Origin of the sequence: Streptomyces fagopyri, from assembly GCF_009498275.1 — a bacterium.
In the GTDB taxonomy this organism is placed as follows: domain Bacteria; phylum Actinomycetota; class Actinomycetes; order Streptomycetales; family Streptomycetaceae; genus Streptomyces; species Streptomyces fagopyri.
The window spans coordinates 5,858,626-5,882,033 of record NZ_CP045643.1; the positions used below are offsets into that span (position 1 = coordinate 5,858,626).

The following is a 23,408-nucleotide window of genomic DNA, read 5'->3' on the forward strand; positions in this document are numbered from 1 at the left end:
GATTTTCTGGCGGATCGTCAACTCCCTTTGCCGGGTGCCCGGAAATAGGTGAATCCGCTCCTGTGACGAGGTGGATTGTGCCCTTGTGAAGGGTACATACCGGTCACCGGCCCCATCCCTCGGCCGGCACCGCGCAGCACGACTGCACCCGCATGAAGGGACCCCGCCGTGGACAATGACGTCTCCTCGGGAAGCACCACCTCGACTCTCGGCCAACTCGCCCTCGGGCTGACCCTGTTGCTCTTCGGTCTCGGGAACACCCGGGTGATCGACGGAGTGACGGCGGCCGACTCCGTCTCCCTCGCCACGTACGTCGGCGGGATCGCGCTCTTCGTCGCCGGCCTGTTCGCCTTCCGTGACGGTGACGCCTTCACCGGTACGGCGTTCACGGCGCTCGGCGCGTTCTGGTTCACCTGGGGCGTCACCGCCGACGGGCGGATGTCCGCCAACGCCACCGGCCTCTTCCTGCTCCTGTTCGCGCTCGTCGCGCTGACCCTGACCGCCGGCGCGAGCGGTGCCCCGCTGCTCGCCCGGGGGACGTACGCGCTGCTGTTCGTGGCCCTTGTCCTGCTGGCCGTCAGCCAGTTCGGCGACAGCGCCGCCCTCGCCAAGGCCGGCGGCTGGTTCGCCGCGGCCGGCGGACTGCTGGCCTGGTACGCGGCCACGGCGGCGCTCGCCCACTGGCCCACCGCGCTTCCCGGACGCGCCGCCGGCCGGGGGGTGACGGCCACCGGCTGAGCCCGGCGCGGGCCGGGGTACAGGCGGCTCCGGCCCTCAGAGGAACGGCCCCCCGCGCGAAGGTGGCACGCGCAGGGGGCCGTTCATGTCCGGCGGCCGCGAGCGGGCCGCGTGGACGGACCGTTCTACTCGACCGTCACCGACTTCGCGAGGTTCCGCGGCTTGTCGATGTCCCGGCCCAGTACCAGCGCCGTGTGGTAGGCGAGGAGTTGCAGCGGAATGCCCAGCAGGATCGGGTCCAGCTCGTCCTCGTTCTTCGGGACGACGATCGTCCGGTCGGCCTTCTCCTGCTCCTGGTGCGCGACCGCGAGGATCTTGCCGCTGCGGGCCTTGATCTCCTCCAGGGCGGCGCGGTTCTTCTCCAGCAGGTCGTCGTCGGGGACGATCGCGACCGTCGGCAGCGCGGGCTCGATGAGTGCCAGCGGGCCGTGCTTGAGCTCGGAGGCCGGGTAGGCCTCGGCGTGGATGTACGAGACCTCCTTGAGCTTCAGCGAGGCCTCGCGGGCCACCGGGTAGCCGCGGACCCGGCCGATGAAGAGCATCGAGCGGGCCTCGGCGTACTCCTCGGCCAGCTTCTTGATCTCGTCCTCCCGCTCCAGGATCTCGGAGATCTGCCCGGGCAGCCTGCGCAGTCCCTCGATGATCCGCTTGCCGTCACGGACCGACAGGTCGCGGGTGCGGCCGAGGTGCAGCGCGAGCAGCGCGAAGGCGACGGTGGTGTTGGTGAAGCACTTCGTGGAGACGACGCAGACCTCGGGGCCCGCGTGCACGTACATGCCGCCGTCCGCCTCGCGCGCGATCGCCGAGCCGACGACGTTGACCACACCGAGGACCCGCGCGCCCTTGCGCTTCAGCTCCTGGACGGCGGCCAGCACGTCGTACGTCTCACCGGACTGGGAGACCGCGACGTACAGGGTGTCGGGGTCGACGACGGCGTTGCGGTAACGGAACTCGGAGGCCGGCTCGGCGTCCGCGGGGATACGGGCCAGCTCCTCGATCATCTGGGCGCCGATCATGCCCGCGTGGTACGAGGTGCCGCAGCCGAGGATCTTCACCCGGCGGATCTGACGCGCCTCGCGGGCGTCGAGGTTCAGGCCGCCCAGGTGCACGGTGGAGAAGCGGTCGTCGATGCGGCCGCGCAGCACGCGGTCCACGGCGTCGGCCTGCTCGTGGATCTCCTTGTGCATGTACGTGTCGTGGCCGCCCATGTCGTACGACGCGGCCTCCCACTCCACGGTGGTCGGCTCGGCCGTCGTCCGGGTGCCCTCGGTGGTGTACGTGCGGAAGTCGTCGGCCTTGAGCGTCGCCATCTCGCCGTCGTCCAGCGTCACTATCTGCCGCGTGTGGGTGACCAGGGCGGCGATGTCCGAGGCGACGAACATCTCCTTCTCGCCGATGCCGAGCACGACCGGGGAGCCGTTGCGGGCCACCACGATGCGGTCGGGGAAGTCGGCGTGCATCACGGCGATGCCGTAGGTGCCCTCGATCACGCGCAGCGCCTGGCGGACCTTCTCCTCCAGGGTCTCGGCCTGGGAGCGGGCGATGAGGTGGGTGAGGACCTCGGTGTCGGTCTCGGAGAGGAACTCGACGCCGTCGGCTTCCAGCTTCTTCCGCAGGTCGCCGGCGTTGTCGATGATGCCGTTGTGGACGATCGCGACCTTGTTGTCGGCCGACATGTGCGGGTGCGCGTTGACGTCGGAGGGCGCGCCGTGGGTGGCCCAGCGGGTGTGGGCGATGCCGGTGGTGCCCTTGAAGCGTGCGGGGACCTTGGCCTCCAGGTCGCGGACCCGGCCCTTGGCCTTGACCATCTTCAGGCCGGCCGCCTTCGGCGTGGTGACCACGATGCCCGCCGAGTCGTAGCCGCGGTACTCCAGCCGCTGCAGACCTTCGAGCAGCAGCGGAGCCACGTCACGCCTGCCGATGTATCCGACAATTCCGCACATATATACGTATTCCTCAGCCGTAGACGATGCGGCGCAGCTGCCTGAGCGTGAGCTCCGGCGGCGCGACCGCCCGGTACTTCAGGTCCGCCTCGATCCGTTCGAAGATCGCCGTGTTGACCCAGCCCTGGGCCTGGAGCTCGCGGTGGCGGCGGCGGACGTACTCCTCGGTCGGCTCGTCGAAGTAGGCGAGCACGTCCTGGATCACCCGCAGCGCCTCGCCCCGGTTCAGGGGTGTGGAGCGCGTCAGATGATCCGCAAGTTCGTCGTGCACCCGTTGATCCTGAAGTACGAGGAGTCGATTCGCAAGAATCCTGCCCGATATCGGGCAAGTGGCTGTTGAATCTCTCATGGACCGCTGTTTGCGAACTGTCCATACTCCGTCTTGCGCCGCGTCGATTGCCGGGAGCAACTTCTGAGCCCATGGACACTCCACGCATGGGCGTACCGGAGAAGCTCGCCGAGCGCATGAGCATGGCCGAGCAGCACGAGTATCTCCGCGCCAAGTTCTCGCGGCGCAACATGATCAGAGGCGGGGCCGTGACCCTCGGCGCCGTCGCGGGCGGTGCCTTCGTGCCGGGCGCCGTCGCACAGGCCGCGACCCCCACGAGGGCCACCGCGCCCTCGGCCGAGAAGGTCGACGGCGCGCTCGTCGCCCCCTTCGGCCGTCACCTGGCCTACGGCAACGACCCGCGCACGGAGATCACGGTCTCCTGGCAGGTCCCGACCGCGGTGAAGAAGCCGTACATCCGTATCGGCGCCCACCCCTGGGACCTCTCCCGCAAGATCGAGGCCGAGGTGCGCACGCTCTACACCCCGGCCGGTGTCGGCGCGAGCGGCGACCACACCCAGTACTACCTGCACGCCAGGCTCACCCACCTGCGCCCCGGCAAGACGTACTACTACGGCGTCGGCCACGCGGGCTTCGACCCGGCCGCGCCCCACCTGCTGGGCACCCTGGGCACCTTCACCACCGCGCCCGACCGCGCCGAGCCGTTCACCTTCACGGCCTTCGGCGACGAGGGTGTCGGCTACCACGGCCTCGCCAACGACGCCCTGCTGCTCGGCCAGAACCCGGCCTTCCACCTGCACGCCGGCGACATCGCCTACGCGGACCCGTCCGGCGCGGGCAAGACGGAGGACACCGGCTTCGACTCGCGCATCTGGGACCAGTTCCTCGCCCAGACCGAAACGGTCGCCAAGCAGGTCCCGTGGATGCCGGCGTACGGCAACCACGACATGGAGGCCTGGTACTCGCCCAACGGCTACGGCGGCGAAGAGGCCCGCTGGAGCCTCCCGGACAACGGCCCGGACGCGAAGAACCTCCCGGGCGTGTACTCCTTCGTCTACGGCAACACGGCGGTCATCTCGCTGGACGCCAACGACATCTCCTTCGAGATCCCGGCCAACCTCGGCATCTCCGGCGGCACCCAGACCAAGTGGCTGGAGGGGCAGCTCAAGAAGTTCCGGGCCTCCAGGGACGTCGACTTCGTGGTCGTCTTCTTCCACCACTGCGCCTACTGCACCTCCACGGCGCACGCCTCGGAGGGGGGCGTGCGACAGGAGTGGGTGCCGCTGTTCGAGAAGTACACGGTGGACCTGGTCATCAACGGCCACAACCACCAGTACGAGCGCACGGACGTCATCAAGGGCAACGCGGTCAGCAAGAAGCTGCCGATCGGCGGCACCGCGTACCCGGAGACCGAGGGCGTCGTCTATGTGACGGCGGGCGCGGCCGGACGCAGTCTGTACGCGTTCACCGCCCCGGACTCCTACGAGGGCAACGAGCACGAGGTCGACTCGGTCGCCTCCTTCATCAACCTGAAGGACGGCAAGCAGAACGAGACGGTCGCCTGGTCGCGGGTGCGTTACCTCAACTACTCGTTCCTGCGTGTGGACGTCACCCCCGCGTCGAAGGGCCGCCTGACCACGCTCACGGTGCGCGGCATCGCCGAGACCGGCGCCGAGGTCGACCGCTTCACGGTGGCCCGCCGGGCCAAGTAGGCCTGACCACCCGTACGCCCGGGACCCGGGCGTACGCGCCGCAGGCGGTCCTCGACCCGCCGGCGCTCACATGCGCCTGAGGACCGCCTGCTTGGCCAGGGCGAACTCGTCGTCCGTCAGGACGCCGGACCGGTGGAGGTCCCCCAGTTCGCGCAGGCGCCGCAGCAGGGCGTCGTGGTCGGCCTCCGGAGCGGGGCGCGGGACCGCCGGAGGTTCCTTCGCCGATGGCCGCCCGGAGGACGCCGCCGGATGACCGAGTCGCGCCTGCACGGCCGCCGCGACCAGCGCCATCAGCGGATCCTTCTTGAAGCCCCACAGCTCCACCGCGTGCGGGTCGTACTTCGGCGGAGCCTTGGTGCCGGCGCCGCGCACGGTGAAGCGCAGACAGCCGTTCTCCAGCCCGACCGCGGGGTGCCACTCGACGCCCGTGATGTCGCTCAGTGCGAGGCAGCGGGTGCCGGCGGACGCCTTCGCGTCCTCGGTCTTCCAGTTCCACTCCAGGCGGACCCGCTCCCCGTCGAAGCTCGCCGTCCCGTCGCCCGCGGAGGCGGACAGCGGCACGGCGGGACCGGGGAGCAGATAGCCGTCGACGGGACCGGCCGGGACCTGGTCCAGGAGCAGCGCGTTGCGGACCTCGTCCACGACGTACTCGGCGACGCCGTAGCGCTCGGACTCGACGGTCAGCTGATAGGGGTCGTTCGGCTCGGCGAGCCTGCCGCCGGTGGCCTGCAACAGCGGGTCGGCGCCGTCCCGCAGCCGTAGCCGCAACCGCCCGCTGCGCTTGCCCTGCTCGAAGGATATTCCGGCCAACGCCCCCAGCGGGACGGTCAGTTCACCCAAGGCCCTGCGGAGCACGCTCACGTTCCTGTCGCGCCCGGGGGTCAGCCGCAGCGCGTCGCCGTCGAAGATCCAGGTCCCGTCCTTCTGGATGATTTCCGCCATGAGGGGGATTGTTTCACCGGCCCTGCGGCAGAGTGGTCTATACCCATCTGAGCCCAGGGAAGCCGTAGGGGCTCATGACAGCTCGTGGGACCTGAAGGGAGCGCATGTGAGACAGCACAGAACGCCCCGCCTTCTCGGTACGCTGTTGCTCGTGGCGGCCGCAAGCATCTCCGTCGTCGGCGCGACATCCTCCGCCGCCGGCCGAACAGCCGTCCCCCTGGGCCGGGTTGTCCCGGCGCCCGCCTCGGTCGACGAGGGCGGGTCGCCGTACGGCATCACCCGCGACACGCGGATCCGGGTCGACGACTCGCGTGAGGTCCGCCGGGTCGGCGCGTACCTGGCCGGCGTCCTGCGGCCCTCCACCGGCTATCGGCTGCCGGTCACCGACCGGGGCACCGGCGGTATCCGGCTGCGGCTCGGCGACCGGACCCTGGGCGACGAGGGGTACCGGCTGGACAGCGGCAGAAACGGCGTCACCATCACCGCGGGCAAGCCCGCCGGTCTCTTCCACGGCGTGCAGACCCTCCGCCAGCTCCTGCCCGCCGCCGTCGAACGCGACTCCGTGCAGCCGGGCCCCTGGCTGGTCGCGGGCGGCACCATCGAGGACACCCCGCGCTACGGCTACCGCGGCGCGATGCTGGACGTCTCCCGGCACTTCTTCACCGTCGCCCAGGTCGAGCGGTACATCGACGAGCTGGCCCTGTACAAGATCAACAAGCTGCATCTGCACCTGAGCGACGACCAGGGCTGGCGCATCGCCGTCGACTCCTGGCCGCGTCTGGCCACCCACGGCGGCTCCACCGAGGTCGGCGGCGGACCCGCGGGCTTCTACACCAAGGACCAGTACCGGCAGATCGTGCGGTACGCGTCCGAGCGCTATCTGGACGTCGTTCCGGAGATCGACATGCCGGGACACACCAACGCCGCGCTCGCCTCGTACGCCCGGCTGAACTGCGACGGGACCGCGCCGCCGCTCTACACCGGCACCGAGGTCGGCTTCAGCTCGCTGTGCGTGGGCAAGCCGGTGACGTACGACTTCGTGGACGACGTGATCCGGGAGCTGGCCGCGCTCACGCCCGGCAAGTACCTCCACATCGGCGGCGACGAGGCCCACTCCACCAGCCACGCCGACTACGTGACCTTCATGGACAAGGTGCAGCCCCTCGTGGCCAAGTACGGCAAGAAGGTGATGGGCTGGCACCAGCTGACCGGGGCGACCCCGGCGAAGGGCGCGCTCGCCCAGTACTGGGGGCTCGACGACACCGACGCCGCGGAGAAGGAGCAGGTCGTGCGGGCCGCGCGGAACGGGACGGGACTCGTGCTGTCACCGGCCGACCGGGTGTACCTCGACATGAAGTACACCGAGGACACCCCGCTCGGGCAGGACTGGGCGGGCCTCGTCGAGGTGCGGCGCGCGTACGACTGGGATCCCGGCACCTACCTCCCGGGCGCGCCGGCGTCGGCGATCCGGGGCGTCGAGGCACCGCTGTGGACGGAGACCATCGTCACCGGCGCGGACATCGACTACATGGCCTTCCCGCGGCTGCCCGGAGTGGCCGAACTCGGCTGGTCGCCCGCCTCGACGCACGACTGGGACACCTACAAGGTGCGGCTCGCGGCGCAGGGGCCGCGCTGGGACGCGCTGGGCATCGGCTACTACAAGTCGCCCCAGGTCCCCTGGCCCGGCGTCTGATCCCGGGTGCGACGGAGGTGGGGCTCAGGGGGACCGTCCCCTGAGCCCCACCCGGCTCATCGGCCCGCGATCGGGTTCCGCAGCGTGCCGACCAGTTGCAGCGCACCGGACGGATCCGTCAGGTCCACCATCTGCCGGTTGTCCCTCAACTGGAGCCGGTTGAGGCAGGACAGCGCGAACTCGGGCGCGAACAGGTCGTACTGGGTGAACCTGTCGGCGAGTTCGGGCGTCGCGTCCTGGTAGGCGCGCACCGACTCGGCGACCGTCCGCCAGAAGACGTCCTCGTCGAGGATGCCCTCGGCCGCGAGGTTCGCCGCGAGGAAGCGGAAGAAGCAGTCGAAGACGTCCGTGAAAATCGACAGGAGCTTCTTGTCCTCGGGGACCTCGACGCGGATCCGCTCGACCGCGGGCGGCAGCACCGCCTGCGGATCCATGACGGCGATCTCCTCCGCGATGTCCTTGTAGACCGCGCGCCGCACGGCACCGTCCGCCAGGACCAGGATGACGTTCTCGCCGTGCGGCATGTAGACGAGGTCGTAGGCGTAGAAGCTGTGCAGCAGCGGGGTGAGGTAGGCGTGCAGATATCGCCGCAGCCACTCCACCGGCGTCAGCCCCGACCGCTCGATGAGCGCGCCCGCGAAGGAGGCGCCCTCGTGGTCGACATGGAGCAGGGAGGCCATCGTCGCCAGGGTCTCGCCCTCCTGGAGGGAGGCCACGGGGCTCTCCCGCCACAGGGCGGCGAGCATCTTGCGGTACGGGGAGTAGCGGTCGGTGGCCGCCTCGTACTCCAGGTGGCGGTACCCGACGGCGGCACGCTCGCGGATGACGGACAGGCCGGTGGACCTGAGCACCGGGTCGTTGTCGACGAGCTGGGCCAGCCAGTCGTTGATCGCCGGCGTCGCCTCCATGTACGCGGCCGAGAGCCCCCGCATGAAGCCCATGTTGAGGACCGACAGAGCGGTCTTCACGTAGTGCTTCTCGGGACTCGACGAGTTGAAGAACGTGCGGATCGACTGCTGGGCCAGGTACTCGTCGTCCCCCTCGCCCAGGCACACCAGGTGCCGCCGGGCGACCTCGGCCGCGAAGGTCACCGAGAGCTTGTTCCACCACTGCCAGGGGTGGACGGGGATCAGGAGGTAGTCCTCCGGGTCGAGTCCCTGTCCGGTGAGCGTGGCGGCGAACCGGGCCAGTGCCGGCTCGCCGAGCTCCTCACGCACGAAGGACTCGTACGTGATGCCCACACCCGCCGTGAACGCGGCCCGGGAGCGGTGCGCGGCCAGCCACACCAGCCGGACCGGGCTCGCGGTCTCGGGCGCGTAGGACAGGTACTCGTGGACACCGAAGCCGAGCCGCCCGTTGTTGGCGACGAAGCAGGGATGGCCCTCGGTCATGCCCGTCTCGATCGCCTGGAACCCCGCCCGGGTGAGCTCGGCGGAGGTGACCCGCGGTTTGGTGAGCTTGAAGCAGGTGCTCGAGAGGGTGGAGGAGATCTCCTCCAGATAGACCGGCAGGATCTCGTCGCTCAGACCGAGCGACTTCCTCAGCTCGATGAAGAAGTCCGCGGCGGCGAGCGGGAGTTCGGTACCGTCCCGGTGACGGGTGATCGACGCGGCGTCGATCTGCCAGTGATCGAGGGAGCGGACGGTCGCGGTGAACCCGTAGCGGGTCAGGCCGTCGTCGCTGTGGACGACGTATCGGCCGTCACCCGTGGCCTCCGGTGTGATCAGCCGCTCGTGCGCGAACTCGGCGAGCGCCTTGCGGACGAGGAGACGGCCTGCCTGCTCCCAGCGTTCGGGGGAGAGGTGGGACACGGCGTCGGACAGGGTCATACGGCTGCTCCTACCGCTGCCTCGAACCGCTCCCGCGTACAGAAGCTGAGCAGCGCGCGCTTCTCGGGCTTGTCGATCTCCCGCTCGGCCACGAAGCCGACGGCTTCGTTGAGCGCGTGCACGGCCGTGTTGCCCACGTCGGGCTCGACGACGACGCGCCGGGTCGCCGGGTCGGCGAACAGGTGCTTCATCACCGTGGTGATCACGGCCCGGGTGAAACCGTGCACGGGTGTGTCGGTCGGCGCGACCAGGAAGTGCATGCCGACGTCGCCGGGTTCGGGCTCGTAGAGGCCGACCAGTTCGACATGGCGCGGGTCGTAGCTCTCCATCAGGAACGCGGGCTCGCCGTCGCGCAGCCCGAGGTACGCGTGGTGGTGCTCGGCGGCCGCGATGGCCATGTACTCGCGCTCCACGTCGTGCAGTTTCGCGCCCTGCATCATCCAGAAGGCGGCCTTGGGGTGCGTCACCCAGCCGTGCAGCAGCCCGGAGTCCTGGATCGGGTCGAGCGGGCGGACGGTGAGGACACCTATGCCGGTGCGGCTCATACGGCGAACTCCTGGAACGCGATCGACTTCTCGACCGGGTAGTACTCGGTACCGAGCAGCTCACGGATGATGGACGCGTTGCGGTAGGCGCCCATGCCCAGGTCGGGACTGGTGATGCTGTGCGTGTGCACGCCGGCGTTCTGCAGGAAGACGCCGCGCCCGGTGGTGTCGACGGCGTAGTTGCGGGCCACGTCGAAGTTGCCGCGGGTGTCGTAGCGCAGCCGGTCGCGGACCGGCGCCAGGAACGCGGGCTCGGTGTATTTGTAGCCGGTGGCCAGGATCAGGCCTTCGGAGTGCAGCTCGTAGTCCTTGCCCTGCTCCTCCTGGCGCAGGCCGAGGGTGTAGCCGCCGTCCTCGTGACGCACGCTGTTCAGCGCCGAGTTGGTGAGCAGCCGGGTGGCGACGGGCCCACCGAGGTTCTTCTGGTACAGCAGGTCGAAGATCGCGTCGATCAGCTCGCCGTCGATGCCCTTGAAAAGGCCCTTCTGCTCCGTCTGGAGGCGGTAGCGGGTCTGCTCGGGCAGCGCGTGGAAGTAGTCGATGTACTCCGGAGAGGTCATCTCCAGCGTGAGCTTGGTGTATTCGAGCGGGAAGAAGCGCGGGGAGCGCGTCACCCAGTTCAGCCGGTAGCCGTGGACATCGATCTCGCTGAGGAGGTCGTAGTAGATCTCCGCGGCGGACTGCCCGCTGCCGACCAGGGTGATCGACTCCTTCGCCTGCAACTCCTTCTTGTGCGTGAGGTAACGGGAGTTGTGGATGAAGTCGCCGCCGAGGTCCGCGCAGGCCTCCGGGAGGTACGGCGGGGTGCCGGTGCCGAGGACCAGGTGGCGGCCGCGGTAGGTGTCACCGGCCTCGGTCCGTACGGCGTAGACCCCGGCAGCGTCCTCGTACGTCACCTCGGCGACCGTGGTGGAGAAGCGGACGCTGGAGAGTTTCGACGCGGCCCAGCGGCAGTAGTCGTCGTACTCGACGCGCAGCGGGTAGAAGTTCTCGCGGATGTAGAAGGCGTACAGACGGCCCGATTCCTTCAGGTAGTTGAGGAAGGAGTAGGGAGAGGTCGGGTCGGCGAGGGTCACCAGGTCCGACATGAACGGGGTCTGCAGGTGCGCGCCCTCCAGGAACATCCCGGAGTGCCACTCGAAGTCCGGCTTGGACTCCAGGAAGACGCCGTCCAGTTCGGCGATCGGCTCGGTCAGACAGGCGAGACCGAGATTGAAGGGGCCGAGACCGATCCCTACGAAGTCGTATGTCTTTCCGGTGTCTTCGACGGATTCAGGAAGCGCGGTCAAGGGACTCTCCCAGGTACTGCTCGGCGTGGCCGGCGATCAGATCGAGGACGGCGGCGATGTCGTCGGCCGTCGTCTCGGGATTGAGCAGGGTGAACTTCAGGTAATGGCGTCCGCCGACCTTGGTGCCCGCCACGACGGCGTCACCGGAGGCGAACAGGGCTTTGCGGGCATACAGGTTGGCGCGGTCGATCTCCGCCGGGTCGGTGACCGCGGCCGGGATGAACCGGAAGACCAGGGTGGACAGCGAGGGCTCGACCACCACGTCGTAGCGCGGGTCCGTGGCCAGCAGCCGCCAGCCCTCCCGCGCCAGGTCGCAGACCTCGTCGAAGAGTTCGCCGATACCGTCGGCGCCCATCACCCGCAGCGTCATCCACAGCTTGAGCGCGTCGAAGCGGCGGGTGGTCTGCAGGGACTTGTCGACCTGGTTGGGGATGCGCTCCTCGACCATGCGACGCGGATTCAGATACTCCGCGTGGTAGGTGGCGTGGCGCAGGGTCGCGGCGTCGCGCACCAGTACGGCGGACGAACTCACCGGCTGGAAGAAGGACTTGTGATAGTCGACGGTGACGGAGTCGGCGCGCTCGATGCCGTCGATGCGGTCGCGGTTCTTCAGGGAGGCGAGCAGTCCGCAGCCGTAGGCCGCGTCGACGTGCATCCAGGTCCCGTACCGGGCGCACAGTTCGGCGATCTCGGGCAGCGGGTCGATGGAGCCGAAGTCGGTGGTGCCCGCGGTCGCGACGACCGCCATCGGGACCAGGCCCTCGTTCCGGCAGCGCTCCAGTTCGCGGGCGAGCGCGAGCGTCTGCATGCGCTTGTCGTGGTCGACGGGGATCGACACGACGGAGTCGGCGCCGAGGCCGAGGAGTTTCGCCGACTTCTTGACGCTGAAGTGGCTGACGTCGGAGGCGAACACGCGCAGTCGGGCGAGGTCGTCGGTCTTGGCCTCCTCGCGGGCCAGCAGCAGCGCCTGCAGGTTGGACTGGCTGCCGCCGCTGGTGAACACGCCGTCGGCGGCGGGTCCGAGGCCGATGCGCTCGTTGGTCCAGTCGATGAGCCTGCGCTCGATGAGGGTGCCGCCGGCCGACTGGTCCCAGGTGTCCAGGGAGGAGTTGACGGCGGACAGCACGGCTTCGCCGAGCACGGCCGGTATGACGACCGGGCAGTTGAGGTGTGCGAGGTAGCGCGGGTGGTGGAAGTAGATCGCGTCCCGGAGGTAGACCTCCTCCAGTTCGTCGAGGACCGCGCTGGTGTCGTGCAGCGGGCGGTCCAGGTCGATGCGTTCGATGCGGGGCGCGAGGGCGTCGACCGTGACTCCCGTGAACGGACGCTCGGTGGTGGCGAGTTTGGCCGCCACCCGCTCGATTCCTTCGGTCACGGAACGGCGATACCGCTCCGCGGTCGTGTCATTGAGCAGGTGCGAGCGCATGTGGGAGTCCTCCGTGCGGGGAAGAGGGAGCGTCCGGGCGGGGCGGCAGAGGGACGGCTCGGACGAGAGAAAGGGACGGGGTCGCGTCCTTCAACTTAGGCTAGCCTAACCTAAGTCGATCACGCGACCCCGTCCCTCGGGTCCCCGTAGTGACGTACGCCTCTGTTCGACGCCCGGTCACCGGTGCGCGCCGCTACTCCTCCTCGCGCAGCTGTTCCTCCGTCAGCCCGCGTCGCCAGTAGCCCACGAAGGTGACGCGCCTGCGGTCGATCCCGCGCTCGCGCACGAGGTGACGGCGCATCTCCTTGACGCACCCGGACTCGCCCGCGATCCAGGCGTACGGCCGCTCGGCGGACGGCATCCGGGCGGCCCGTACCGCGTCGGCGGCCATGGGGGAGCCGCTGTCGCGCACGAGCCAGGTGATCTCCGCGTCGGCGGCGAGGGACAGGTCCTGGACGTCCTCGCCGTGCTGGACCTCCAGCCAGGCCCGGACCCGGCTGCCGGCCGGCAGCGACTCCAGGATGGCGGACGCGGCCGGCAGCGCGGTCTCGTCCGCCCACAGCACGATCAGATCGGCGTCGGCCGGCGGCCGGAAGCGGATCGCCCGGTTGTCCTCGACGGCCGGGCCGAGCAGGACGACGCGGTCACCCGCCGCCGCCCGGGAGGCCCACCGGGACGCCGGACCGGCCGGGACCTCGGCGCCGGGCTCGACCCCGTGCAGCACGAAGTCGATGTCGATCCCGGTCGTACGGCCCCGGGCGTCGCGGCGCAGCGCCCGCAGCGTGTACGAGCGCATCACCGCCCGCACGTCCTCGGGGAGTTCGCGCCAGCCCTCCCACCATCCGTCGCCCCTTTCGAAGGGGACGGCCGGTTCGGCCTGGCCGGGGTGCGGCAGGAAGAGCGAGAGGCTCTGGTCCCGGCCGTCGGAGGCGAAGGCGTCCAGGTCGGGGCCCGCGAAGGAGACCCGGACCAGCGACGGGCCGAGCCGCCTCGTCCGTACGACCTGGAGGGAGAAGAAACGGAACGGGGCGGCCACGGCCGTCGTCATCGGTGCTCCTGAGTGGTGGTCAGGGTGTCGCGGCGGGGTGTCAGGCGACCTTCTTGGCCTTCTCGATGGCCTCGGCGAGGCGCTCGATGATCGGGGTGCACTTGTCGTACGACAGGATCGCCTCGGGCGTGCGGGCGATGACCTGGCCGGCCTTGACGGCGGGCAGCTTCTTCCAGGTGGCCTCGGTGATGTCGGCCGGCTGGATGGTCGCGGTGCGGTCGTCCATGATGATGATGTCGGCCGGGTACTTGTCGACGTTCTCCCAGCTCAGGTTCTCGAACCAGCCGCCGCTTGCCTTCAGGGCCTTGGCCGAGGGCTCGACGATGTTCACGCCGAGCGCCTTGAAGTACTCCAGGTCGATGGAGAGGTTGGAGCCGGAGACGTAGAAGATGTCCTGGCTCGCGGAGCCGGCCAGGACCTTGATCTCCGGGCGGGCCTTGGCGGCCTTGCGCAGGCGCTCGGCGGCCGTCTCGAACTTCTTCTTCGCCTCGGCGATCGCGGCGGACTCGGTGTCCGCGCCGAGCGACTCGGCCAGCGCGTACATGCGCTCCAGGGACTGCGGCATCTGGCGGTCGTAGACGGAGACTCCGACGCTCGGCGCGAGCTTGAGGATCTTGTCCTTCGACTCCTCGGGGACGTACCAGAGGGTGCCCGCGGCGTCGAACATCGTGGAGATCAGCACGTCGGGCGCGAGGGCCGCGTACTTCTCGATGTTGAACTGGCCCCACTCGTTGCCGAGCACGGTCAGCTTGGTGACGTCCATGTCGCCGGCCTGGACATCGGCCTTGCCGTCCTTGGTCGTGGTCGGGCCGAAGACGCCCTTGACCTCGATGCCGTAGTCGAACAGGGCGGCGGCGACACCGGTGAAGGCGACGATGTTCGCCGGTGTCCGGTCGAGCTTCACGGTGGTGCCGCGGTCGTCCTTGAACGTCCAGGGGCCGGACTTGGACTTGGCGTCGGCGGCCTTCGTCGAGTCCGAGCCACCGCTTTTCGCGTCGTCGTCACCACAGGCGGCGAGGACGGCACCGAGGCCGAGGGCGCCGCCGGCGGCGAGAATGCCGCGGCGGGAGAGGTGGGTGGCACGGGCGTTGGACATGAGAGTGACTGCTTTCGGCACGGGGCGGAGCGCCCGCCGGACAAGTTCGAAGGTAGGTTAGCCTAACCTCAGTGCTTGTCCAGGGCCGGGGTGCCCCGCAGCGCCCGCACGACCCGCGCGGGCACTGCGGACAGGGCGCGTCCCGGCCGGGGGGTCCGTGCCGGCCGGGGGTCCGTCTCGTGCGGACCCCCGCCGCCGGTGCGCCGGCTCAGCCCGTGAGGCCCAACTCCCGCGCGATCAGCATCCGCTGCACCTCGCTCGTGCCCTCGCCGATCTCCAGGATCTTGGAGTCGCGCCACATGCGGGCCACCGGGTACTCGTTCATGAAGCCGTAGCCGCCGTGGATCTGGGTGGCGTCGCGGGCGTTGTCCACGGCGACCGTGGAGGAGTAGAGCTTCGCGATCGCCGCCTCCTTCTTGAAGGGCTCGCCGGCGACCAGTCGCGAGGCGGCGTCGCGCCAGCCCACGCGGGCCATGTGGGCCCTCGTCTCCATGTCCGCGATCTTGAACTGGATGGCCTGGTACGCGCCGATGTTCCGGCCGAACGCGTGCCGCTCCTTGGCGTACTTCACGGACTCGTCCACACAGCCCTGGGCCAGTCCCGTGGCCAGGGCCGAGATGGCGACACGGCCCTCGTCCAGGATGCGCAGGAACTGCGCGTACCCGCGGCCCTCCTCGCCCAGCAGGTTCGCGGCCGGGACGCGGACGTCGGCGAAGGACAGCTCACGGGTGTCCGAGGCGTTCCAGCCGACCTTCGAGTAGGGCGCCGCGACCGTGAAGCCGGGGGTGCCGGAGGGGACGATGATCGCGGAGATCAGCGGCTTGCCGTCGGGCTTGCGGCCGGTGACCGCGGTGACCGTCACCAGGCCCGTGATGTCCGTGCCCGAGTTGGTGATGAAGCACTTGCTGCCGTTGATCACCCACTCGTCCGTGTCCGGGTCGAGCCGGGCCGTCGTCCGGGTCGCGCCCGCGTCCGAGCCGCCGTCCGGCTCGGTCAGACCGAAGGCGCCCAGGATCTCGCCCGAGCACAGACGGGGGAGCCACTCGGCCTTCTGCTCGGCGGTGCCGAAGAGGTGGATGGGCATCGCGCCGAGCGAGACGCCGGCCTCCAGGGTGATGGCCACCGAGGAGTCCACGCGCGCGAGTTCCTCCAGGGCGACGCCGAGCGCGAGGTAGTCGCCGCCCATGCCGCCGTACTCCTCGGGGAAGGGCAGGCCGAACAGGCCCATGCGGCCCATCTCTCGCACGATCTCGTACGGGAACTCGTGCCGCTCGTAGAAGTCACCGATCTTCGGTGCCACCACGTCGTGCGCGAACTCCTCGACGGTACGGCGCAGTTCCTCGAGTTCGGGGGAGAGGCGGTGGTCCAGGGACATGGGATTCACTCCTGGTGGGAGAGGGCTTTGACGGTGCGGGACGGACTGGGTCGGCCCAGTTGTCCGGCCATCCACACGCTGGTGGCGGTGAGGCGGCCGAGGTCGACCCCGGTGTCGACACCGAGGCCCTGGAGCATCCATACGAGATCTTCGGTGGCGAGGTTGCCGGTCGCGGACTTCGCGTAGGGGCAGCCGCCGAGGCCGCCCGCGGACGCGTCGACGGTCGTCACCCCGTGCTGCAGGCTCGCCAGGGTGTTGGCGAGCGCCTGGCCGTAGGTGTCGTGGAAGTGCACACCGAGCACGTCGGTCGGCACGCCCTCCTCGTTCAGCTCGGCCAGCAGGTTCTGGACGTGGCCCGGCGTCGCCACGCCGATCGTGTCGCCCAGGCTCAGCTCGTCGCAGCCCATGTCGAGCAGGGCCTTGCACACCCGTACGACCTGGTGGACGGGGACGGCGCCCTCCCAGGGATCGCCGAAGCACATCGAGACGTAGCCGCGGACGTGCGCCCGGTCCGCCCTGGCCCGGGACACCACCGGCTCGAACATGGCCAGCGACTCGTCCACGGTCCGGTTGAGGTTGGCCTTCGCGAAGGACTCCGTCGCGCTGGCGAAGACGGCGACATGGCGGGCGCCGAGGGCGAGGGCCCGGTCGAGACCGCGTTCGTTCGGCACGAGGACCGGGAGCCGCACACCCGGCGCGCCGCCGTCCCCCCCGAGGTCGCTGACCAGGGGGAACAGCTGCTCCGAGTCCGCCAGTTGGGGAACCCACCTGGGGTGGACGAAGCTGGTGGCCTCGATGGTGGTCAGGCCCGCGCCGGCGAGGCGCCGGATGAACTCGGCCTTGACCTCTGTCGGCACGGTGGCCTTCTCGTTCTGCAGTCCGTCGCGCGCGCCGACCTCGTGGATCCGCACCCGGGCGGGCAGGCCCTGGGCGGGTACGACCATCGGGAGGCCGAGTTCCGGGGTGCTCATGGCGTCTCCTCGTACGGGGTGATCACGGCCAGGATCTGATCCATGGCGACCGTCGTGCCCGGGGTGACGTCCAGTTCGCTGACCGTCCCCGCGTGCGGGGCGGAGATGACGTGCTCCATCTTCATCGCCTCGACCACCAGCAGGCTCTGGCCCGCGGTCACCTCGTCCCCGACGGCGACCTTGACGACGGTCACCGTGCCGGGCATGGGCGCGGTCAGTGAGTCGGCGCCGGAGTGCGCCGCACCGGTCAGGGACGCGGCCACCGGGTCGTGGTCGCGCACGTGCCAGGCGTCGCCGTCGCGGCCGAGCCAGTCGCCGGCCCGGTGGAAGGTGTGGCGTACGCCGTCGAGGGTCACCGAGACCTGGTCGGCGGTGACCGTGTGGGTACCGCGCGGGACGTGGTCCACGGGGTCGTGCACCCGCAGGTGGAAGCCCACGGGCGCGGGCGTGCCGCCCAGCCGCCAGCCGTTCGGCACCGAGAACGGGTCGCTCCAGCCCGCGCCCCGGGGCCTCAGCGCGTCGAGCCGTACGGCGGCCGCCGCCTCGTACACCTCCTCCGGTACGTCACCGGGGACCAGACCGTCCGCCTCGCGCTCCACCAGGCCGGTGTCGAGTTCGCCCGCCACCACCGCCGGATGGGCCAGCAGCCGGCGCAGGAACCCCGCGTTGGTCTGGACGCCGAGCGTGACCGTCTCCGCGAGGGCCGCGCGCAGTTTCCGCAGCGCGGTCGCGCGGTCCGGGCCGTACGCGATGACCTTGGACAGCATCGGGTCGTACAGGCTGCCGACCTCGGTGCCCTCGCTCAGCCCCGAGTCGGTGCGCACCCCGTCGCCCCGCGGCTCGCGCAGGGAGAGCACCGTGCCGCCGGACGGGAGGAAACCGCGGGAGGGGTCCTCCGCGCAGACGCGCGCCTCGACGGCGTGTCCGGTGAGCGTGATGTCCTTCTGCTCGTGGGGCAGCCGCTCGCCCGCGGCGACCCGGAGCTGCCACTCCACCAGGTCGATTCCCGTGACCAGTTCGGTGACCGGGTGCTCCACCTGGAGGCGGGTGTTCATCTCCATGAAGTAGTACGAGGACGGGTCGGAGCCGGGCACGATGAACTCGACGGTGCCCGCACCCTCGTACCCGCAGGAGCGGGCCGCCTGGACCGCCGCCTCGCCCATGGAGGCACGGGTCGCGGCGTCGAGGAACACGCTGGGCGCCTCCTCGATGATCTTCTGGTGCCGGCGCTGGAGGGAGCACTCGCGCTCGCCCAGGTGCACCACGTTCCCGTGGCCGTCCGCCAGGACCTGGATCTCGATGTGACGGGGGCGGTCGACCCAGCGCTCGACGAGGAGGGTGTCGTCGCCGAAGGAGGCGCGGGCCTCGCGCCGGGCGGCGGCGATCTCGTCGGCCAGGTCCGCGGCGTCGCGCACCAGCCGCATGCCCTTGCCGCCGCCGCCCGCGCTCGGCTTCAGCAGGACGGGCATGCCGATCTCCCGTGCCGCGTCGGCCAGTTGGGCGTCGGTGAGACCGCTGCCGGACGAGCCCGGGACGACGGGAACGCCCGCCGCCCGGACCGTCTCCTTGGCGCGGATCTTGTCGCCCATGAGCGCGATCGCGTCGGCGGGCGGACCGATGAAGACGAGGCCGGCCTCGGCACAGGCACGCGCGAACGAGGCGTTCTCCGCGAGGAACCCGTACCCCGGGTGCACGGCCCGCGCCCCGGTCCGCGCCGCCGCCTCCAGGAGGGCGGCCACCGACAGATAGCTCTCGGCGGCCGGCGCCGGGCCGATCCGTACCGCCGTGTCCGCCTCGCGGACGTGCCGGGCGTCGGCGTCCGCGTCGGAGAAGACGGCGACCGAGCGGACGCCCAGGGACCGCAGGGTGCGGATGACCCGGACGGCGATCTCGCCGCGGTTGGCCACAAGAACGGTGTCGAACATGATCAGAGGTCCCTCACATCCGGAAGACGCCGAACTGGGGATCACCCAGGGGCGCGTTGGCGCACGCGGTCAGGGCGAGGCCCAGCACCTGCCGGGTCTCCAGCGGGTCGATCACGCCGTCGTCCCACAGGCGGGCCGTCGCGTAGTAGGCGCTGCCCTGCTGCTCGTACTGGGCGCGGATCGGGGCCTTGAAGGCGTCCTCGTCCTCGGCGGGCCAGGACTCCCCGCGCGCCTCCAGCTGGTCGCGCTTGACGGTCGCGAGGACGGAGGCGGCCTGCTCGCCGCCCATCACGGAGATCTTGGCGCCGGGCCACATCCACAGGAAGCGCGGCGAGTACGCCCGGCCGCACATCGAGTAGTTGCCCGCGCCGTACGACCCGCCGATCACGACGGTCAGCTTCGGCACACGGGTGCAGGCCACCGCCGTCACCATCTTGGCGCCGTGCTTGGCGATGCCGCCGGCCTCGTACTGGCGGCCGACCATGAAGCCCGAGATGTTCTGCAGGAAGACCAGCGGGATGCCGCGCTGGTCGCACAGCTCGATGAAGTGGGCGCCCTTCTGGGCGGACTCCGAGAAGAGGATGCCGTTGTTGGCGACGATGCCGACCGGGTGTCCGTGGATGCGGGCGAATCCGGTGACCAGGGTCTGCCCGAACTCCGCCTTGAACTCGGCGAAGCGCGAACCGTCGACCACGCGCGCGATGACCTCGCGCACGTCGTAGGGGGTGCGGGAGTCGACCGGCACGGCGCCGTAGATGCCGTACGGGTCCACCTTGGGTTCCGAGGCCGGTGCGACCTCCCAGGGCAGGGCCCCGCGCGCGGGGAGGGTGGCCGCGATGTTCCGGACGATGCGCAGCGCGTGCGCGTCGTCCTCCGCGAGGTGGTCCGTGACGCCCGACACGCGTGCGTGGACCTCGCCGCCGCCCAGCTCCTCGGCCGTGACGACCTCGCCGGTGGCGGCCTTCACCAGGGGCGGGCCGCCGAGGAAGATCGTGCCCTGATTGCGCACGATCACGGCCTCGTCGCTCATCGCCGGGACGTACGCGCCGCCGGCCGTGCACGAGCCGAGGACGGCGGCGATCTGCGGGATGCCCGCTCCGGACATCCGCGCCTGGTTGTAGAAGATCCGCCCGAAGTGCTCGCGGTCGGGGAACACCTCGTCCTGCATGGGCAGGAAGGCTCCGCCGGAGTCCACGAGATAGACGCAGGGGAGGCGGTTCTCCAGCGCCACCTCCTGCGCCCGCAGGTGCTTCTTGACCGTCATCGGGTAGTACGTGCCGCCCTTGACGGTGGCGTCGTTGGCGACGATCACGCACTCGCGGCCGCTGACCCGGCCGATTCCGGCGATCACCCCGGCCGCCGGTGCCTGTCCGTCGTACATCCCGTGCGCCGCCAGGGGCGCCAGTTCGAGGAACGGTGATCCCGGGTCCAGCAACTGGTCCACCCGCTCGCGCGGCAGCAGCTTGCCGCGTGCGGTGTGGCGCTGTCTGGCCCGCTCGCCGCCGCCGAGCCGCGCCTCGGCGAGCTTGGCGCGCAGCTCCTCGCCGAGGGCGTGATGAGCCGCCTCGTTGGCCCGCCAGGCCTCCGACGCGGGATCGGCCGCGCTCGTCAGCTCCGGTGCTTCGTGCATGTCCTGCGGTCCCCTCGCCCAGTGGTCCACCAGTTAATGAGCGTTAACGCATGTCGTCCAGGTTAACGACCGCTAACCTTCCTGTCTAGAATTGCTTTCATGGCCACGAGAACCGACGCCCCCACCCGACGCGAGCAGATCCTCAAGGAGGCCGCCCGGCTCTTCGCCGAGCGCGGTTTCCACGGGGTCGGCGTGGACGAGATAGGGGCGGCCGTGGGCATCAGCGGCCCCGGTCTCTACCGGCACTTCCCGGGCAAGGACGCGATGCTCGCCGAGCTGCTGGTCGGCATCAGCGGTCAGCTGCTCACGGGGGGCAAGCGCCGGGTGGCGGAGGCCGGTGGCGGCCCTCAGGCGCTGCTCGACTCGCTCATCGAGGGGCACATCGACTTCGCTCTGGACGACCGGCCCCTGATCACCCTGCACGACCGCGAACTGGACCGCCTGCGGGACAGCGACCGCAAGCTGGTGCGGCAGCTCCAGCGGCAGTACGTCGAGCTGTGGGTGGAGGTCGTGCGGGAGGTGTATCCGGCCCTCACCGAACCCACCACCCGCTCGGCGGTGCACTCGGTGTTCGGCCTGCTGAACTCGACGCCCCACCTGGGGCGGCCCGGGGTGCTGCCGGGGCGCGGGGTGACGGCGGCCCTGCTGCACCGGATGGCCCTGGGGGCGTTCGAGGCGGCGGCCGGGGCGGAGTGAGCCGGGCGGCCGGGCGCGGCCGACCGGGTGCCGGCGTGACGAGCGTCATGGGCCGAGGGGGGCCGATGGCTCTGGACGGCCGTCGTGACCGGCGGGTAACCTGAGGTCTGAGCAAGCGCTTAGACATGCGTGCAGGTAACCAGGCGGAGGAGGCGGCGGTGCGCCGTACGGTGTTCAACGAGGACCACGAGGCGTTCCGGGAGACCCTGCGGGCCTTCATCGAGGCCGAGGTCGTTCCCGTCTACGACGAGTGGTTCGCCGCGGGCCAGGCGCCGCGCGACTTCTACTACAAGCTCGCCGAGCTCGGCGTCTTCGGCATCCGTGTCGACGAGGAGTTCGGCGGCGCCGGCATCGACTCGTACAAGTTCGAGGCCGTGATGTACGAGGAGACCGCCCGCGCGGGCGTGTCCTTCGGCGGCTCCGGCGTGCACGTCCTGCTCGGCCTGCCCTACATCAAGATGCTCGCCAACGACGAGCAGAAGAAGAAGTGGCTGCCGAAGTTCGTCTCCGGTGAGGAGATGTGGGCCCTGGCGATGACCGAGCCGGGCACCGGATCCGACCTCGCGGGCATGAAGACCACCGCGAAGCTCTCGGAGGACGGCACGCACTACGTCCTCAACGGCGCCAAGACCTTCATCACCGGCGGCGTCCACGCCGACCGGGTCATCGTCTGCGCCCGCACCTCCGCGCCCACGGCCGAGGACCGCCGCTTCGGCATCTCCCTGTTCGCCGTGGACACCAAGTCCGAGGGCTACTCCGTCGGCCGCAAGCTCGACAAGCTCGGTCTGAAGACCTCCGACACCGCCGAGCTGGCGTTCGTCGACGTGAAGGTGCCCGTCGAGGACCTGCTCGGCGAGGAGAACAAGGGCTTCTACTACCTCGGCGGCAACCTGCCCTCCGAGCGCTGGGGCATCGCCTTCGGCGCGTACGCGCAGGCCGCGGCGGCCGTCCGGTTCGCCAAGGAGTACGTCCAGGAGCGCACCGTCTTCGGCAAGCCGGTCTCGCACTTCCAGAACACCAAGTTCGAGCTGGCCGCCTGCCAGGCCGAGGTGGACGCCGCGCAGGCCGTCGCCGACCGCGCCCTGGAAGCCCTCGACAAGGGCGAGCTGACGCCGGCCGAGGCCGCCAGCGCCAAGCTCTTCTGCACCGAGGTCGCGCACCGCGTCATCGACCGCTGCCTCCAGCTGCACGGCGGCTACGGCTTCATGAACGAGTACCCGATAGCCCGCCTGTACGCGGACAACCGCGTCAACCGCATCTACGGCGGCACCAGCGAGATCATGAAGTCGATCATCGCGAAGGACATGGGCCTGTAGGCCCGCGAAGGATCACCGGAAACAACCGCGCGGTACAACTGACAGCATGAGTCAGGCACTGCAGTCCCTGCTCGATCTGCTCGACCTGGAGCGGATCGAGCAGGACATCTTCCGCGGCCGGTCCCGCTCCGCCGTCGTCCCCCGGGTCTTCGGCGGGCAGGTCGCCGCGCAGGCGCTCGTCGCGGCGGGGCGCACGGTTCCCGAGGACCGCTTCGCCCACTCCCTGCACGCCTACTTCCTGCGTGCGGGGGACCCCGGCGCGCCCATCGTGTACTCGGTGGACCGCATCCGCGACGGCCGCTCCTTCACCACCCGCCGGGTGGTCGCCGTCCAGCACGGGCAGCCGATCTTCCACCTCTCCGCGTCCTTCCAGGCGTACGAGGAGGGCATGGAGCACCAGGCCCCGATGCCGCCCGCGCCCGATCCCGAGACGCTGCCCACGGCCGCCGAGCTGATGCCGCGGTACGCCGACGTCCTCAAGGACCCCGTCGTCGTGGAACGCCTGCTGGAGGCGCGTGAGTCGGTCGACCTGCGCTACGTCGACCCGCCGCCCTACGGCACCGTGGGCGAGCCCCGTGAACCGCACTCCCAGGTGTGGTTCCGCACCAACGGCAAACTCGACGGCGCCGTCGACGAACCGCTGCTGCACGTCGTCCTCGCCACGTACGTCTCCGACATGACGCTCCTCGACTCCATCCTGCTCGCGCACGGGCGCGGCGGATGGGTGACCGGTGACGTCGTCGGGGCCTCCCTGGACCACGCGATGTGGTTCCACCGGCCCTTCCGCGCAGACGAATGGCTGCTGTACGACCAGGAGTCCCCGTCCGCGTCCGGCGGCCGCGGTCTCGGCCAGGCCCGGATCTACACCCAGGACGGCCGGCTGGCCATCTCGGTGATCCAGGAGGGCGTGGTCCGGATCCCGCGGCACCAGTAGTACCGCTCCCC

The 23,408-nt window shown here is 70.3% G+C and carries 19 protein-coding genes; 6 read left to right on the top strand and 13 right to left on the bottom strand.

All coding sequences use genetic code 11. The annotated features are described in order from the left end of the window. Positions 1-168: 168 nt before the first annotated feature. Positions 169-738, top strand: coding sequence for an acetate uptake transporter (locus tag GFH48_RS25285; protein ID WP_153290438.1), 570 nt, complete (start codon positions 169-171; stop codon positions 736-738). Positions 739-863: 125 nt separating this feature from the next. Here the strand turns inward: GFH48_RS25285 and glmS are convergent, their stop codons facing one another. Both glmS and GFH48_RS25295 read right to left on the bottom strand, forming a co-directional pair. Further along, positions 864-2,681 (bottom strand): glutamine--fructose-6-phosphate transaminase (isomerizing), encoded by a 1,818-nt coding sequence (gene glmS / locus GFH48_RS25290; RefSeq protein ID WP_153290439.1) that lies wholly within the window; start codon positions 2,679-2,681, stop codon positions 864-866. A gap of 13 nt (positions 2,682-2,694) precedes the next feature. Next, the gene (locus GFH48_RS25295) at positions 2,695-2,952 is read right to left on the bottom strand and encodes a hypothetical protein (RefSeq protein ID WP_148008533.1); all 258 of its coding nucleotides are present in this window, start codon (positions 2,950-2,952) and stop codon (positions 2,695-2,697) included. 164 nt (positions 2,953-3,116) lie between these two features. Between GFH48_RS25295 and GFH48_RS25300 the strand changes: the two genes are divergently transcribed. After that, positions 3,117-4,682: a purple acid phosphatase family protein gene (locus tag GFH48_RS25300; protein WP_194280885.1), complete on the top strand. Its 1,566-nt coding sequence runs from the start codon at positions 3,117-3,119 to the stop codon at positions 4,680-4,682. Positions 4,683-4,748: 66 nt separating this feature from the next. Here GFH48_RS25300 and GFH48_RS25305 read toward each other — a convergent pair whose 3' ends face one another. Further along, the gene (locus GFH48_RS25305; protein WP_153290441.1) at positions 4,749-5,624 is read right to left on the bottom strand and encodes a DUF4429 domain-containing protein; all 876 of its coding nucleotides are present in this window, start codon (positions 5,622-5,624) and stop codon (positions 4,749-4,751) included. 106 nt (positions 5,625-5,730) lie between these two features. On the opposite strand from GFH48_RS25305, the gene GFH48_RS25310 reads away from it, so the two are divergent. Next, complete coding sequence (locus GFH48_RS25310) at positions 5,731-7,317, top strand: beta-N-acetylhexosaminidase (RefSeq protein WP_194280666.1); 1,587 nt, start codon at positions 5,731-5,733, stop codon at positions 7,315-7,317. Positions 7,318-7,373: 56 nt separating this feature from the next. On the opposite strand, the gene GFH48_RS25315 is transcribed toward GFH48_RS25310, so the two are convergent. The 10 genes from GFH48_RS25315 to GFH48_RS25360 all read right to left on the bottom strand — a co-directional run bounded on the left by GFH48_RS25315 (position 7,374) and on the right by GFH48_RS25360 (position 20,451). After that, positions 7,374-9,146: an IucA/IucC family protein gene (locus GFH48_RS25315; RefSeq protein WP_153290443.1), complete on the bottom strand. Its 1,773-nt coding sequence runs from the start codon at positions 9,144-9,146 to the stop codon at positions 7,374-7,376. Next, positions 9,143-9,691 carry a GNAT family N-acetyltransferase gene (locus tag GFH48_RS25320; RefSeq protein WP_153290444.1) on the bottom strand — a complete coding sequence of 183 codons (549 nt, stop codon included), beginning with the start codon at positions 9,689-9,691 and terminating at the stop codon, positions 9,143-9,145. The genes GFH48_RS25315 and GFH48_RS25320 overlap by 4 nt, the downstream gene beginning before the upstream one ends. Further along, a complete protein-coding gene (locus tag GFH48_RS25325) occupies positions 9,688-10,980 on the bottom strand; it encodes a lysine N(6)-hydroxylase/L-ornithine N(5)-oxygenase family protein (RefSeq protein WP_153290445.1) in 1,293 nt (430 codons plus the stop codon). Before GFH48_RS25325 ends, GFH48_RS25320 begins: the two co-directional genes overlap by 4 nt. Beyond that, complete coding sequence (gene desA, locus GFH48_RS25330) at positions 10,964-12,406, bottom strand: lysine decarboxylase DesA (protein WP_153290446.1); 1,443 nt, start codon at positions 12,404-12,406, stop codon at positions 10,964-10,966. Before desA ends, GFH48_RS25325 begins: the two co-directional genes overlap by 17 nt. A gap of 193 nt (positions 12,407-12,599) precedes the next feature. After that, on the bottom strand, positions 12,600-13,454 hold the full coding sequence (locus tag GFH48_RS25335; protein WP_153290447.1) for a siderophore-interacting protein: 855 nt from the start codon (positions 13,452-13,454) through the stop codon (positions 12,600-12,602). Between the two features lie 40 nt (positions 13,455-13,494). Further along, entirely contained in the window at positions 13,495-14,550 is a 1,056-nt protein-coding gene (locus GFH48_RS25340) for an ABC transporter substrate-binding protein (protein ID WP_153290448.1), read from the bottom strand. A gap of 208 nt (positions 14,551-14,758) precedes the next feature. Then, positions 14,759-15,919, bottom strand: a complete 1,161-nt coding sequence (locus GFH48_RS25345) for an acyl-CoA dehydrogenase family protein (protein ID WP_153293101.1) — start codon at positions 15,917-15,919, stop codon at positions 14,759-14,761. 11 nt (positions 15,920-15,930) lie between these two features. Then, a complete protein-coding gene (locus GFH48_RS25350; protein ID WP_153290449.1) occupies positions 15,931-16,896 on the bottom strand; it encodes a hydroxymethylglutaryl-CoA lyase in 966 nt (321 codons plus the stop codon). Further along, positions 16,893-18,821, bottom strand: a complete 1,929-nt coding sequence (locus GFH48_RS25355) for an acetyl-CoA carboxylase biotin carboxylase subunit (protein ID WP_153290450.1) — start codon at positions 18,819-18,821, stop codon at positions 16,893-16,895. Before GFH48_RS25355 ends, GFH48_RS25350 begins: the two co-directional genes overlap by 4 nt. Positions 18,822-18,834: 13 nt before the next feature. Beyond that, positions 18,835-20,451 carry a carboxyl transferase domain-containing protein gene (locus GFH48_RS25360; RefSeq protein WP_153290451.1) on the bottom strand — a complete coding sequence of 539 codons (1,617 nt, stop codon included), beginning with the start codon at positions 20,449-20,451 and terminating at the stop codon, positions 18,835-18,837. Positions 20,452-20,550: 99 nt separating this feature from the next. On the opposite strand from GFH48_RS25360, the gene GFH48_RS25365 reads away from it, so the two are divergent. From GFH48_RS25365 to tesB, 3 genes are all read left to right on the top strand, one after another. After that, positions 20,551-21,147, top strand: coding sequence for an SACE_7040 family transcriptional regulator (locus tag GFH48_RS25365; RefSeq protein WP_153290452.1), 597 nt, complete (start codon positions 20,551-20,553; stop codon positions 21,145-21,147). 158 nt (positions 21,148-21,305) lie between these two features. After that, positions 21,306-22,463 (top strand): acyl-CoA dehydrogenase family protein, encoded by a 1,158-nt coding sequence (locus GFH48_RS25370; protein ID WP_153293102.1) that lies wholly within the window; start codon positions 21,306-21,308, stop codon positions 22,461-22,463. A 46-nt stretch (positions 22,464-22,509) separates the two neighbouring features. Beyond that, the gene (gene tesB / locus GFH48_RS25375) at positions 22,510-23,397 is read left to right on the top strand and encodes an acyl-CoA thioesterase II (protein WP_153290453.1); all 888 of its coding nucleotides are present in this window, start codon (positions 22,510-22,512) and stop codon (positions 23,395-23,397) included. Positions 23,398-23,408: the final 11 nt, after the last annotated feature.